Origin of the sequence: Stenotrophomonas maltophilia group sp. msm4 (assembly GCF_032025605.1) — a bacterium.
Taxonomy (GTDB): domain Bacteria; phylum Pseudomonadota; class Gammaproteobacteria; order Xanthomonadales; family Xanthomonadaceae; genus Stenotrophomonas; species Stenotrophomonas sepilia.
The window spans coordinates 1,657,315-1,671,347 of record NZ_JAVSKK010000001.1 but is presented as its reverse complement, the minus strand read 5'-3'; the positions used below and the strand labels follow the sequence as shown (position 1 = coordinate 1,671,347).

The following is a 14,033-nucleotide window of genomic DNA, read 5'->3' as shown; positions in this document are numbered from 1 at the left end:
GTAGCGGTGAATTCACAGGGTAGTGCCGGCCGCTGGCCGGCAATTTCGCCATCTGCCAGCCGAGGTTGCCGGCCAGCGGCCGGCACTACCGACGCGCGGATTGCGTAAACTCGGAGGCCTTGTTCCCCACAGTCCAGGCCGATGCAACCCACCACCAAGCTGCCCAAGGTCGGTACCACGATCTTCACCGTGATGTCCCAGCTCGCCGCCGAACACGGCGCGGTCAACCTGGGCCAGGGTTTCCCGGACTTTTCCGCGCCGCAGCGCCTGATCGATGAGACGGCCAAGGCGATGGCCGCCGGGCTCAACCAGTACCCGCCGATGACCGGCGTAGCCCCGCTGCGCCAGGCCATCGCCCAGAAGGCGCTGGACTGCTACGGCGCGCAGGTGGATGCGGACAGCGAGATCACCGTCACCAGTGGCGGTACCGAGGCCATCTTCAACGCCATCCACGCCGTGGTGCGTGCCGGCGAAGAAGTGATCGTGCTCGACCCGGCCTATGACTGCTATGAACCGGCGATCGATCTGGCCGGTGCCAAGGCCGTGCATGTGTCGCTGGATCCGCAGACCTTCGCCGTCGACTGGGACCGCGTGCGTGCGGCGATCACCCCGCGCACACGCATGCTGATCGTCAACACCCCGCACAACCCGTCCGGCGCGATGCTGTCGGCGCAGGACATGCAGGCGCTGGCCGAGCTGCTGCGCGGCACGCAGATCTACCTGATCTCCGATGAGGTGTATGAGCACATCATCTATGACGGCCGCCGCCATGAATCGGCGCTGCGCTACCCGGAACTGCGCGAGCGCGCGTTCGTGATCTCCAGCTTCGGCAAGACCTACCACTGCACCGGCTGGAAGATCGGCTATGCGATCGCCCCGCCGGCGCTGACCGCCGAGTTCCGCAAGGTGCACCAGTACAACACCTTCACCAGCTTCGGCCCGGCGCAGTACGGTTTCGCCGCGATGATCCGCGATGAGCCGGAACACCACCTGGAACTGGGCGCGTTCTACCAGGCCAAGCGCGACCGTTTCCGCGAGCAGCTGGCCAGCACCCGCCTGAAGGCGCTGCCGGTGCCGGGCGGCTACTTCCAGCTGGTCGACTACTCGGCCATCAGCGACCTGCCGGACCATGAGTTCGTGAAGTGGCTGACCATCGAGAAGGGCGTGACCGCCATCCCGCTGTCGCCGTTCTACGAGACTCCTCCGGCCGGCCAGCGCCTGGTGCGCCTGTGCTTCGCCAAGAACGAAGCGACCATGGACGCGGCGATCGAACGCCTGCGCCTGCTGTGAGCGGAGGCGTGGACATGCAGGATCTGCGCATTTCCCTCGTCCAGGGCGACACCCGCTGGCACGACCCGGCCGGCAACCGCGCCTACTACGGCGCGCTGCTGGCACCGCTGGCCGGCACCACCGACCTGGTGATCCTGCCGGAGACCTTCACCAGTGGTTTCTCCAACGAGGCCATTGCCCAGGCCGAAGGCATGGACGGCCCGACCGTGGCCTGGGTGCGCGAGCAGGCCAGGGCCTTGAACGCGGCGGTGATCGGCAGCGTGCAGCTGCGTGATGGCGAAGGCGTCTACAACCGCCTGCTGTTCGCCACGCCCGATGGCACGCTGGAGTACTACGACAAGCGCCACCTGTTCCGTTACGGCGGCGAGCACGAGCGTTATGCCGCCGGCCGCGAGCGCCTGAGCGTGGAATGGAAGGGCTGGCGGATCAATCCGCAGGTCTGCTACGACCTGCGCTTCCCGGTGTTCTGCCGCAACCGCTACAACGTCGAGCGTCCGCAGCAGCTGGACTTCGATCTGCAGATCTTCGTGGCCAACTGGCCGTCGGCGCGCGCCTATGCGTGGAAGACCCTGCTGCGCGCGCGCGCGATCGAGAACCTGTGCTTCGTGGCGGCGGTGAACCGCGTCGGCGTGGACGGCAACCAGCTGCACTACGCCGGCGACAGCGCGGTGATCGACTTCCTCGGCCAGCCGCAGGTGGAGATCCGCGAACGCGAACAGGTGGTGACCACCACCATCTCGGCCGATGCCTTGGCCGCGCATCGCGCGCGCTTCCCGGCGATGCTCGATGCCGATGCCTTCCACCTGGATGAACAGGCCTGAGCCACGGCCTGAACACCGCCGCACCAGCGCGCGCGCCTGCATCCAACGTGCACGCGCGCACTGCTAGATTCGCCGTCAGTCCGACCGAACTGGAAGTCCTGCCATGAACAAGCCTTTCGCCGTGCTGCTGGCCCTGTCTGCTGCAACGCTGGCCCCGGCTGCGCACGCTGCCGGCAATCTCGATTGCCAGCTGCGCTACAACCTGTCCGGCTGGTCGCTGATCTACAAGACCGCCTCCGGCAACGGCACCGTCACCTGCAGCAATGGCGCCAGCATGCCGGTACGTATCGAAGTGAAGGGCGGCGGCCTGACCGTGGGCAAGTCGAAGATCACCAATGGGCGTGGCAGCTTCACCGGTGCGGTCAGCGTCAACGAACTGCTGGGTACCTACGCCTCGGTGGGTGCGCATGCGGGTGCGGTGAAGTCCAGCAACGCGCAGGTGATGACCAAGGGTGACATCTCGCTGGCCCTGTCCGGTACCGGCAAGGGCTGGGACCTGGGCGTGGACGGCGCCGCCTTCACCATCAGCCGGCGCTGAGGCGCGTCGGCTCGGCAGTTCCCCAGCTGATGCGGATGTAGTGCTGTTCGGAGTCGCTCAACAGCCGTTTGACAACGAAACCATTTTTCAGCAATTGTGCGACCGCGTCTTCGACGAGCTGCTCGCTGGCCATTACCTGGCTGAAGCCGAACACGATGTAGCGACGGCCATTTTCCGAGCCGGCCTGGATGGCGTTGTCGAGGTCGCGGTAGAACAACTCGATCGGGCGCTTGGCGGCGTCAGCATTGGCGCGGGCCTGTTCGGCGGTGATGGTGATCATGGGCATCTGCCTTGGGTGGGGCAGCGCGCACGATAGCCAGCGAATCAAAGCCGTTCCCGGAAGCCGCGCACAGTGCGCTCCATTTGCAGCCATTCCTAGGTTGCAGCGGGACGCCGTCGCTGCAGCCACAAGGCCAGCAGGCCACACACGATAACGGTCGGTGCCAGCAGCTGCACTGCACCAACCAACGCCATTGCCGCACCGATCAACAGGTAGTAGAGCAGGCCGAACAGCGCGCCTGCGCTGCCGAGACAGTGTGGATAGCCGCGCAGGGCCTGGCCGAGCACATTGGGAATGGCCAAGCCGAAGCCCGTCACCACCGGCACCATCGCCGCGACCAGGGCAGGGTGATCATGCAGCAGCGCAGCCAGCAGGCCTCCCGTCAGAACCAGGCCTGCGGCGATGCGGATGCGCGTGGCCGCGGCAACGCCGGCACGCAGCAGGCGGCCATTGCCCCACGCGCCCAGTGCCGAGCCCAGTGCCAGCACCGCGCCGCTTGCACCGAACCAAGCCAGCGGCCAATGCAGTCGTTCAAACACGAACGGACCCAGCGCGTACCAGCTGTACATGGCCACGTTGAACGCCGTCACCAGCAGCGCCTGTGACCAGATCCAGCGATCGCGCAGCAGTTGCCGCAGCAGCGGCAGCATGGGTGTGTGCGCGACTTCGGCAGGGCGGCTCTCGTGCAGGCCGGATGTGCATCCGAGCATCAGCAGGATGACCATCAGCAGGAGGCCGGCCTGCACACCGGCATAGCCATGGCGGCCCACCAGCAGCGTGCCCAGTGCAAGGCCGATGGCCGGACTCAGGGCCAGGGCCATGCCGATCCAGGAGAATGCCTGCGCCAACGCCGGCCCCTGCAGATGGTCGCGCAGCACGGTCTGGGTGACCACCGAAGCGGCCGCGGCGCCGACCGCGGCCAGCGCTTGGGCCAGCAACACCGGGCCGAAGCTGCCAGCCAGCAGGCCGCCCAGTGCAGCTACGGCAAAGACGCCGAGGCCACAGAGAATGGCCGGGCGACGACCGATACGATCGGCCAGGCGCCCCCACAGCAGCACGCCTGCAGCGAAGCCGAACAGATACAGGCTCATGGCCTGGCTGGCGGTACCCGGCGGCAGGGCGAAGCGTTTGGCCAGATCGGCCAGGGCCGGGCTGTACAGGGTCTGCGCCAGCTGGGGAAACATCAGCAGCGCGATGGTGAGCAACAACAGGCGACGCGACATGCGGGCGCTCCACGAACAGGGCCGCGCATTGTGGTCGCGCCTGCAATGGCGCACTCTCTCCATCCTGTCATTGGATATATGAAATCGGACATGGCCTGGTTGCAGCCGGACGCGCCCTTCGACGCTGATGCCTGGAGCGCTCCGGTGCTGGGGATCGCGGCGTCACTGGCGGATCACGATTCGGGTTGGCACCAGCATGCACGCGCGCAGCTGCTCTACACCCGGCAGGGCTGTACGCGCCTGACCTACGGTGATCGCATCAGCCTGCTGCCGCCTGCGCGCGCGGCGTGGATTCCGGGCGGGCTGCGCCATCGCGCGCAGATGCGCCAGGCGGTCGACTACCGTTCGTTGTACTTCGACGCCACCCTGTCGGCCCAGCTGCCCCGGCAACCGGCGATCATCGGCGTAGGTCCGCTGCTGCAGGCCTTGCTGGAGCCGATCGCGCAGGCACCGTTCGACCATGACTGGCAATTGCCGCGCGCGCACCATCAACTGGCGTTGTGCGTGCTGGAAATCGCCGCTGCACCGGTGGCGCCGATGGACCTGCCTTTGCCGCGTGATCCACGCATTGCACGTTGCCTGCCGCTGGCCGAACAGCTGCCGCCCGAACTGGGCGAGCTGGCCGAGCGCGCGGGTCTGAGCGTGCGCACCATTGGCCGGCTGATGCAACGTGATACCGGCATGGGCTATCAGGCCTGGCGCCAGCAATGGCGCCTGATGCGGGCCATGGAGCTGCTGCTGCTCGGGCATCGCGTCGCGCATGTGGCGCAGGACACTGGCTTTTCCGCCGAGAGCCCGTTCATCGCCTTCTTCCGCAGCATGGCCGGCACCACGCCCGCCGCTTTCCAGCGCCACGCAAATGGGGACGGAGGGGATTAAGTCGTTTTCGCCCCTTCGACACATGGCGTGGCGAAAACGACTTAATCCCCTCCGTCCCCTTTTTAAAGAAAAACCCCGGCCTGGGCCGGGGTTTCTCATTTCAGCGTGGCCTGTGATCAGCCGCCGCGTGGGCCGCTACGGCGCGGGCCGCCCGGGCCGCGGTTGCCGCCGGGACCACGGTTGCCACCCGGACCGCCGGGGCCGCGGTTACCTCCGGGGCCACGGTTGCCACCGCCCGGGCCGCGACCGCCCGGACGGGCGCCGTGTGCCGGCTTCGGGCTGCCATACGGGTTGAAACCCGGGGTTGCATGGTCGGACGGGAAGCTCGGAGCGTTGCCCGGATGACCGTACGGGTGCTTGTTGCCCTGGCCCTGCGAGCGGTTGCCGGCACCGGCCGGACGACCCTGGCCGCCTGCGCCGCCACGGCCTTCACCACCGAAACCGCCACGGCCCTGGCCGCCGGCGGCACCCGGGCCCTTCGGCTTGCCGTACGGACGGCCCTGGCCGCCCGCGCCCGGTCCACGGGCACCCGGGCCACGTGCGCCCGGGCCGGCATTGCGGTGCCCGCTCGGGCCAGTGCTCACGCCATCGGGCACGTACCAGGTGCGGAACGCGGCCGGATTGCCTTCCGGCAGCGAACGGTCATTCTTCGGCGCGCACTGCTTGAACGGCTTCTGCGACTGCTTGGCTGCTGCTTCACCGCTGACCGTCAGGCCGCCCTTGAAGCCGCCACCCTTGCCGCCGCGACCACGGCCGCGGTCTTCGCGGACGTTGTCGAAACGGCGCAGCTCGCGACCTTCGTCAGCGGTGTTGTGGCCATTGACGTAGGCATTGCCGCGGCCACCTTCGCGCACGCGCACGGTGGTCTTTGCGGCGCGGCGCTGGCCGATCACCGGCTGCAGCGTCAATGCCGACGGAGCGCCTTCTTCCAGCTTCAGCTGCGCACGCAGCGCTTCCACCTGAGCGGTGCCCAGTTCCACCGAATGGCCACGGGCCAGTTCGCGCGGCAGGCTCACCTTGCCATAGCGGGTGCGCTTCAGGCGGCTGACCTGGCAGCCCTGCGATTCCCACAGGCGGCGCACTTCGCGGTTGCGGCCTTCCTTCACCACGACGCGGAACCAGTCGTGAGAATCGGTGCCGCCGATGCGTTCGATCTCATCAAACTTGGCCGGACCGTCTTCCAGTGCGACGCCACGGCTGAGGCGGTCGACGATGGCGTCGGAGACCTTTTCCTCGCCTTCCGGTGCACGCACGCGCACCACGTACTCGCGCTCGACCTCGAACGACGGGTGCATCATGGCGTTGGCCAGCTCACCGTCGGTGGTGGCCAGCAGCAGGCCGGTGGTGTTGATGTCCAGGCGGCCGATGGCGATCCAGCGCGCGCCCTTCAGCGGCGGCAGCGACTCGAACACGGTCGGGCGGCCTTCGGGATCTTCGCGGGTGGTCACCTGGCCTTCCGGCTTGTTGTAGACCAGCACGCGCGACGGCTCGGCCAGGGCAGTGGCGACGAAGCCACGGCCATCCAGTTCGATCCTGTCGCCGCTCTTGACCGACATGCCGGTCTGCGCGACTTCACCGTTGACCTTGACCAGGCCTTCGGCGATGCGCTGTTCCAGCGCGCGGCGCGAGCCGAGGCCGGCCTGGGCCAGCACCTTGTGCAGGCGCTCTTCCAGCTTGAACTGTTCGGAGGTGGCTTCGCGCTTCAGCGAGAGCTTGTTACGGGGGGTGTCACTCATCAGTTTTGCTCCGGCCGACGGTTTCGAGGTCGGCCTCTGGTTCGGAATCGGCTTGGTCAACAGCCACGGTCGTCATCGCGACGGCGTTGTCTTCGCGTTCGTTCACTGGCACCGCGCGCTCGCCCGGCGCGGAATCGGGGTGCCCATCATCGAGGGGCGAAGGTGCTTGCTCATCGGAGGCCGATGCAGGGGCTGCATTGGCGGAATCGGGGGTGTCACTGCCGGCCAGGCCGGCGTCATCGTTCGCGGCAACGCCATCGGCGCCGGCCGAGATGTCCGGACCCTCGGCACCGGCCACGGCCGGTGCATCACGGTCCAGGGCCAGCTGCGGTTCCAGCTCACCCAGGTCCTTCAGTTCCGACAGCGGCGGCAGTTCGTCCAGCCGCTTCAGCCCGAAGTAGTCCAGGAAGCCCTTGGTGGTGCCGAACAGCGCCGGCTTGCCGGGCACGTCGCGGTGGCCGACCACGCGGATCCATTCGCGTTCTTCCAGCGCCTGGATGATGTTGCTGCTGACCGCCACGCCGCGCACCTGCTCGATCTCGCCGCGGGTGATCGGCTGCCGGTAGGCGATCAGCGCCAGGGTTTCCAGGGTGGCGCGGGTGTAGCGGGTCTTGCGTTCGGTCCACAGCCGGCTGATCCAGCCATGTACTTCGCCGGTGACCTGGTAGCGGAAGCCGGAGGCGACCTCGACCAGTTCCACGCCACGACCTTCGCAGGCCTCGCGCAGGCGCTCCAGCGCACGTTCGATGCTGCCCGGCGGTGCCGGTTCCTCTTCCGGAAACAGGTCCTTCAGCTGGGCCAGGGTGAGTGGCTGGCTGGAGGCCAGCAGGGCACCCTCGACAATGCGGTCGATCAGCGATTGATCCATCGGCAGTCAGCGCTCACTCGTTGGCATTGGCGGCGTCGTTGTCGTCGAACTCGCTGCTGAACTGCAGCGGCGCGTTGGTGTTTCCAGCGGCCAGCGACTTCACGTAGATCGGCGCCAGCGGTTCTTCCTGGACGATGTCCAGCAACTGTTCCTTGGCCAGTTCCAGCACCGCCAGGAACGTGACCAGCACGCCCAGCTTGCCTTCTTCGGCGGTGAACAGCCCTTCAAAACGATAGAACTTGCCGTCTTCCAGGCGTCCCAGTACTTCGCCCATGCGTTGCCGCACGCTCAGTGCTTCGCGCTTGATGGCGTGGCCGCTGAACAGCTCGGCGCGCTTGAGCACGTCGTGCAGGGCCAGCAGCATTTCCTTCAGGTCCACCGGCGGCGGCAGCTTCACCGTGGCGCGCTCGGGCATGAAGGCATGCGCCACCGTGGTGTCGCGGTCCTGGCGGGGCAGGGCGTCGATGTCCTCGGCGGCCTGCTTGAAACGTTCGTACTCCTGCAGCCGGCGCACCAGCTCGGCGCGCGGGTCGGCCTCATCGCCTTCCTCGCTGACCGGGCGCGGCAGCAGCATCCGCGACTTCACCTCGGCCAGGATCGCGGCCATCACCAGGTACTCGGCCGCCAGCTCGAAGCGCAGCTCGCGCATCACGGTGATGTATTCCACGTACTGCCGGGTGATTTCGGCCACGGGAATGTCCAGCACATCCAGGTTCTGGCGGCGGATCAGGTACAGCAGCAGGTCCAGCGGGCCTTCGAAGGCGTCCAGGATGACTTCCAGCGCGTCCGGCGGGATGTACAGGTCCTGCGGGATCTGCAGGACCGGTTGCCCATGCACCACCGCCAGCGGCATTTCCTGCTGCTGGGGGGCGGGCGGCCGGGTTGGCGGGTTCGCGTCGAGCGCGAGTTCGGAAGTCATCTAATGGACATCAGGATTGCAACGGACCAGTCGCGGCACCGGGTTCGCCGGGCCAACGCCACGGAGCCCCAGGGCACCAGACACGCCGGGATCGGCGCGATTCCACACATATCAAACAGCAGGACGCGCCGCAGTAAACGGCAGCGACAGAACTACGGGGAGGTCGTCTACGTGGCCCGGCCAGGTGGTCCGGTTTGAAGCAGCGGATCTGTCGTCGGGGGCTGCGTGGCTGCAGAATCCGACGGGCTGCTGCATCCAGCCACGTGCAATGGAGTCTAGGGTAAGCCTTTGCTGCGCCAGTGTCCAGCCGGACCGGGGCAGGGGCTGCATTGGCTAGAATCGGCGGACCCGACAACGCGAGCGAGGAAATGCCGGTGTGGTATGTGATCGAAGGGTATGACGGCCAGGATGTGCTGGCGCAGCGGCTGCAGGCGCGGCCGGAGCATCTGGCGCGGCTGCATGCGCTGCGCGACGCGGGACGCCTGCTGCTGGCCGGGCCGTGCCCGGCGGTGGACAGTGAAGACCCGGGCCCGGCCGGTTTCAGCGGTTCGGTGGTGATCGCGCAGTTCGAGTCGCTGCCGCAGGCCCAGGCCTGGGCCGATGCCGACCCGTACGTGGCTGCAGGCGTCTACACCCGCGTGCAGGTCCGCCCGTTCCGCAAGGTGCTGCCGTGAACGCGGAACGGATCGAGCGGATCCGTGATGCGCTGCAGCAGGCGCTGGCGCCGAGCGTGCTGGAGATCGAGGACGACAGCCATCGTCACGCCGGCCATGCCGGTGCGCGCGACGGGCGCGGCCATTTCAACGTGCATGTGGTCAGTGAGCGCTTCGCCGGGCTGGGGCCGCTTGCCCGGCACCGCGCGGTCTATGCCGCGCTGGGGTCGATGATGGAGACCGATATCCACGCGTTGTCCATCCGCGCGCAGACCCCGTCAGAACAGGGCTGAGCCCTTGTCCCACGCTGTCCTGGCGGGTCCTTCATGGCCTCGCTACGGACAGGTTTTCATGTCCATTTCGGGACATTCGCCTAACGGACTGTTTACAAGCCTGGATGGAAACGCTTACATTCCGCGCCAATGCTGGTAGGTCCAAGCCGTGGAGGGCGGCTTCGTGAACAAGGCAGCTATCACAATCAAAGACGTCGCACGCGAAGCCCGGGTCTCCGTGGCCACGGTTTCCCGCGCGCTCAACGGGCATGAAAATGTCGCCGAACCGGTCCGCCAGCTTGTGCTGGAGGTGGCCGCACGGCTGCGTTACACCCCGCACGCCGCCGCCCGCAGCCTGAGCAGCCGCCGCACCAATACGGTGGGCGTGGTGCTGCCTGACCTGTACGGCGAATTCTTCTCCGAGCTGATGCGCGGCATTGACGGCGTGGCCCGCAACCGCCGCCAGCACCTGCTGGTGTCCAGCTACCACGGTGACCAGGAACAGCAGGGCGCCGCCCTGCGTGCCATGCGCGGCCGCGTCGACGGCCTGCTGGTGCTTTCGCCCTATGCCGAGAGCCCGGGCTTCCTGACCGACAACCTGCCGCAGTCGTTGCCGACGGTGTTGATCAACACCTATCTGCCCGGCCAGGACCACCCGGTGCTGAGCATCGACGACCACGCCGGCGCAATGGCGATGACCCGCCACCTGCTGGATGCCGGCCACCGCCGCATTGCCTTCATTTCTGGTCCGGACCTCAACTTCGACGCGCGCGAGCGCCTGCGCGGCTTCCGTGACGCGCTGGCGGCTTCTGGCGGTGGCGCCGAAGGCATCGAGTTGCCCGGTGATTTCGACGAAGCTTCCGGCCATCGTGCCGGTCAGGAGTTGCTGGCAGCCGGAGCGCTGCCCGATGCCGTATTCGCCGCCAACGACATGATGGCCCTGGGCTGCCTGTATGCGTTCACGCAGGCAGGGGTCCGTGTGCCGGCCGATGTGGCCCTGGCGGGTTTCGATGACATTCCACTGGCGCGTTTCGTCCACCCGTCGCTGACCACCATGCAGGTCAGCATCGCCGAGCTCGGCGACCGGGCCATGACGCGTCTGATGCAGTTGATGGACGGCACCTCCACGGATGGGGCAGGGGACAAGCAGACCCTGGTTCCCCGCTTGATTGTTCGCGATTCCACCACTCCGCCATCCGGCCGTTGAAGCCAGAGGCGTTTCTTCTTTTTTTTGACTGATCGCAGGGACCGCGCAAGCGGTTACCGCCACCCGGAGATTGAGTTGATGATGCATACCACCTTCCGCATGCCGGCGCGCCGGCTGCTGAGCACCGCTCTGGTCAGCTGCCTGATGCTGGCTGCCGCCCCGAACGTCATGGCGCAGTCGGCCAACGCCAGCCTGCGCGGCCAGGTTGCCGGTGCCCAGGCCGGCACCGAAGTGACCGCCACCAACGTGGCCACCGGTACCGTCCGCCGTGGCACCATCCGCGCCGACGGCAGCTACTCACTGATGGGCCTGGATCCGGGCACGTACAACGTGGTCGCCAACGGCCAGACCCAGAAGGTCACCGTCACCGTGGCTTCGACCGCGACGCTGAACTTCGCTGGCGCAGCCAGCAGCACCCCGGGCTCGACCGCGGCCACCAACCTGGACACCGTCAACGTTGTTGCGCCGACCCTGCTGCAGGAAGTGCGCACCTCCGAAGTTGGCAAGACCGTCAGCCTGCAGCAGATCCAGACCACCCCGCAGGTGTCGCGCAACTTCCTGGAGTTCGCCGACGCGGTGCCGGGCCTGATCTTCACCCGCGATGCCAAGGGCAACACCTCGCTGCGCGGCGGCGCCACCAATGCAGATGGCACCAACGTCTACATCGACGGCGTCGGCCAGAAGAGCTACGTCAAGGGCGGCGGCGTGGCCGGCCAGTCCGGCAGCGCCGGTAACCCGTTCCCGCAGCTGGCCATCGGCGAATACAAGGTCATCAGCGGCAACTACAAGGCCGAGTATGGCCAGGTGTCGAGCGCCGCAGTGACGGCTGCGACCAAGTCCGGTACCAATGAGTTCAAGGGTGAGGCGTTCTACCGCTACACCGATGAAGACATGCGTGCCAAGACCCCGGCCGAGCGGCAGGGCGGCAAGGAGAAGATGGTCTCGGCCGAGAAGGAATACGGCTTCGCCCTGGGCGGCCCGATCATCCAGGACAAGGCGCACTTCTTCGTGACCTACGAAGCCAAGCGCTTCGACCTGCCGGTCACCATCGCGCCGGATGGCGCGGTCACCGGCGCTGCCGGCCTGCTGCCGCCCGCCGGTGCCGCCGGCCTCGGCCCGGCCAGCCAGCCGTTCCAGCAGGATCTGATCTTCGGCAAGATCGACTTCGAGCCGACCGACAACGACCGCATCGAGCTGACCTTCCAGGACCGCGACGAAACCCAGTCGCAGTTCAGTGGCCAGACCTCGCCGGAAGCCGGCCGTGAAGTGGTCAACACCGACCGTCGTTATGCCCTGCGCTGGAACCACAGTGGTGAGCGCTACTACAACGAGTTGATGGTCACCCACGAAGACTCGTTCAACAACCCGACCCCGCTGACGCTGGCCAACGGCATCACCTACACCGCACCGGACGGCCCCGAAGACCGCACCATCGTGAAGATCGGTGGCGCCTCGGCACTGGATTCGCAGGTGAAGGGCCAGAAGGGCTGGTCGATCGAAGACAACCTGACCCTGGATGGCATCCAGTGGGCCGGTGACCACACCATCAAGATGGGCGTGAAGTACAAGGCGATCGATCTGTACGCATCCGATGCGGCGCAGATCAATCCGACCTTCACGTACTCGCTGGGCGATCCGGACTTCCCCGATTCCATTCCGTACAAGGCGCAGTTCGTCAAGCCGGTGACCGGCGTGACCGGCGTGTCCGGCGAAGTGCGTTCGAAGTCCAAGCAGTACGGCGTGTTCATCCAGGACGACTGGCAGGTCAACGATCACCTGCAGCTGAACATCGGCCTGCGCTGGGACTACGAAAAGACCCCGTCCTACCTGGACTTCGTGACCCCGCAGCAGGTGGTCGACGCCATCTATTCGCAGGATCCGCGCGCCCCCGCTGGCCAGACCTATGCCGATTCGCTGGCACTGGGCGGCCTGGACATCAGCGACTACATCAGCAACGGCCACAACCGCAAGGCGTTCAAGGACGCCTGGCAGCCGCGCCTGGGCTTCTCGTATGACATCAACGCCGACGAGCAGCACGTGATCCACGGTGGTGCCGGCCGTTCCTACGACCGTGACCTGTTCGACAACCTGCAGCTGGAAACCACCAAGCTGGCCCTGCCGCAGCCGACCATCTACTTCCGCAACCCGGCTACCGGCGCCTGCATCAACGGCCAGGCCGCCTGCTATGACTGGAACCCGAACCTGCTCAACGGGATCGGCAACCTGCAGGCCCTGGTCGGCGCGACCAGCAATGCCGGCCTGGAAGTGGACCTGCTGAACAACAAGCTGAAGGCGCCGTACTCGGATCAGTTCAGCCTGGGCATGAGCAACCAGATCGGCGACTGGCTGACCGACGCCACCATTGCCCGTACCCTGAGTTACGACGGCTTCGCCTTCACCCTGGGCAACCGCTACCCGACCGGCCAGTTCTTTGATGATCCGCGCCTGTGTGGTGGCACCTCCCCGGGCCTGAGCCAGGCCTGGAGCTGCAACGTGCCGGGCTTCGGCAGCCTGATCATCGGCCAGCAGGGCATCAAGACCCGTGCCACCCAGGTCCTGTTGTCGGCACAGAAGCCGTTCACCAAGGAAAGCGGCTGGGGCACCTCGATCGCCTACACCTGGACCACCGCGCGCCATAACCGCGACATCAACGAGAAGTACGCCTTTGACCGCGGCCTGATCGGTGACTACCCGACCATCCGCTCCAACGGCGCACCGCGCCACCGCCTGGTGGTGACCGGTTCGTACGCGGGCTTCTGGGGCATCACCTTCGGCGGCAAGATCACCCTGGCCACCCCGACCGCCGTCAACGACTGGTACCCGGTGATGCAGGCCAGCGGCTACACCCTGCCGACCCCGCAGGCGGCCGTGCCCAACGCAACCGGCAAGTTCCTGGTGGGTGGCAAGATCTTCGGCTACCGTTCGGTTGACCTGCAGGCGACGAAGACGTTCAAGCTGGCGGGCAACACCGAGCTGTACGCCCGTCTGGACATCATCAACGTGTTCAACTTCGACAACTTCTCCACCTACAACTACGTCAAGACCAACGGCAAGCTGCAGGCCAGCTACAACGAGACCGGCGACATCATCGGCACTCCGCGCCAGGTGAAGGCCGAGGTGGGCTTCCGCTTCTAAGCGGCGCCGCCTGCTGCTGTATCCGATGCCGCCGGTCCGCCGGCGGCATCGATTGTGTGAGAACGGCAATGGCCGGCCCCGTGCCGGTCCATTGCCCACGCCGCTGCCGGGCAGGGGGCAGCGGCGTGGGCAATGATCGCGGTGTCAAACCACGTTTTTCGTGGTTTTTTAAGAGCGCATCTTGTAAACGATTTCAGATCATTGGACGGTAT

Annotated in this window: 13 protein-coding genes; 8 read left to right on the top strand and 5 right to left on the bottom strand. The window is 66.7% G+C overall.

What is annotated here, in order from left to right:
- Positions 1–141: 141 nt before the first annotated feature.
- The 3 genes from ROV93_RS07880 to ROV93_RS07870 all read left to right on the top strand — a co-directional run bounded on the left by ROV93_RS07880 (position 142) and on the right by ROV93_RS07870 (position 2,649).
- Positions 142–1,290 carry a pyridoxal phosphate-dependent aminotransferase gene (locus ROV93_RS07880; RefSeq protein ID WP_072168376.1) on the top strand — a complete coding sequence of 383 codons (1,149 nt, stop codon included), beginning with the start codon at positions 142–144 and terminating at the stop codon, positions 1,288–1,290.
- Positions 1,291–1,304: 14 nt separating this feature from the next.
- On the top strand, positions 1,305–2,111 hold the full coding sequence (locus ROV93_RS07875; protein WP_061478015.1) for an amidohydrolase: 807 nt from the start codon (positions 1,305–1,307) through the stop codon (positions 2,109–2,111).
- 103 nt (positions 2,112–2,214) lie between these two features.
- A complete protein-coding gene (locus ROV93_RS07870; RefSeq protein ID WP_061478014.1) occupies positions 2,215–2,649 on the top strand; it encodes a hypothetical protein in 435 nt (144 codons plus the stop codon).
- Here ROV93_RS07870 and ROV93_RS07865 read toward each other — a convergent pair.
- Both ROV93_RS07865 and ROV93_RS07860 read right to left on the bottom strand, forming a co-directional pair.
- On the bottom strand, positions 2,636–2,929 hold the full coding sequence (locus tag ROV93_RS07865; RefSeq protein ID WP_072168375.1) for a hypothetical protein: 294 nt from the start codon (positions 2,927–2,929) through the stop codon (positions 2,636–2,638). The two genes, ROV93_RS07870 and ROV93_RS07865, sit on opposite strands and share 14 nt — an antisense overlap.
- Positions 2,930–3,024: 95 nt before the next feature.
- Entirely contained in the window at positions 3,025–4,152 is a 1,128-nt protein-coding gene (locus tag ROV93_RS07860; RefSeq protein WP_072168374.1) for an MFS transporter, read from the bottom strand.
- Between the two features lie 90 nt (positions 4,153–4,242).
- On the opposite strand from ROV93_RS07860, the gene ROV93_RS07855 reads away from it, so the two are divergent.
- Positions 4,243–5,031, top strand: coding sequence for a helix-turn-helix transcriptional regulator (locus ROV93_RS07855; RefSeq protein ID WP_072168373.1), 789 nt, complete (start codon positions 4,243–4,245; stop codon positions 5,029–5,031).
- Between the two features lie 116 nt (positions 5,032–5,147).
- Here the strand turns inward: ROV93_RS07855 and ROV93_RS07850 are convergent, their stop codons facing one another.
- The 3 genes from ROV93_RS07850 to ROV93_RS07840 are packed head-to-tail and all read right to left on the bottom strand — an operon-like array spanning position 5,148 to position 8,554.
- Positions 5,148–6,767, bottom strand: coding sequence for a pseudouridine synthase (locus ROV93_RS07850; RefSeq protein ID WP_312539160.1), 1,620 nt, complete (start codon positions 6,765–6,767; stop codon positions 5,148–5,150).
- Positions 6,760–7,635 carry an SMC-Scp complex subunit ScpB gene (gene scpB, locus ROV93_RS07845; RefSeq protein ID WP_072168371.1) on the bottom strand — a complete coding sequence of 292 codons (876 nt, stop codon included), beginning with the start codon at positions 7,633–7,635 and terminating at the stop codon, positions 6,760–6,762. Before scpB ends, ROV93_RS07850 begins: the two co-directional genes overlap by 8 nt.
- A 13-nt stretch (positions 7,636–7,648) precedes the next feature.
- On the bottom strand, positions 7,649–8,554 hold the full coding sequence (locus tag ROV93_RS07840) for a ScpA family protein (protein WP_005417635.1): 906 nt from the start codon (positions 8,552–8,554) through the stop codon (positions 7,649–7,651).
- Positions 8,555–8,928: 374 nt separating this feature from the next.
- Here ROV93_RS07840 and ROV93_RS07835 point away from each other — a divergent pair, with 374 nt between their 5' ends.
- The 4 genes from ROV93_RS07835 to ROV93_RS07820 all read left to right on the top strand — a co-directional run bounded on the left by ROV93_RS07835 (position 8,929) and on the right by ROV93_RS07820 (position 13,821).
- A complete protein-coding gene (locus tag ROV93_RS07835) occupies positions 8,929–9,228 on the top strand; it encodes a YciI family protein (RefSeq protein WP_005417634.1) in 300 nt (99 codons plus the stop codon).
- Positions 9,225–9,500 carry a BolA family protein gene (locus ROV93_RS07830; RefSeq protein ID WP_005417632.1) on the top strand — a complete coding sequence of 92 codons (276 nt, stop codon included), beginning with the start codon at positions 9,225–9,227 and terminating at the stop codon, positions 9,498–9,500. Before ROV93_RS07835 ends, ROV93_RS07830 begins: the two co-directional genes overlap by 4 nt.
- Positions 9,501–9,648: 148 nt before the next feature.
- Positions 9,649–10,686 (top strand): LacI family DNA-binding transcriptional regulator, encoded by a 1,038-nt coding sequence (locus tag ROV93_RS07825; RefSeq protein WP_005417630.1) that lies wholly within the window; start codon positions 9,649–9,651, stop codon positions 10,684–10,686.
- A gap of 78 nt (positions 10,687–10,764) precedes the next feature.
- Positions 10,765–13,821 carry a TonB-dependent receptor gene (locus ROV93_RS07820; protein WP_061478011.1) on the top strand — a complete coding sequence of 1,019 codons (3,057 nt, stop codon included), beginning with the start codon at positions 10,765–10,767 and terminating at the stop codon, positions 13,819–13,821.
- Positions 13,822–14,033: the final 212 nt, after the last annotated feature.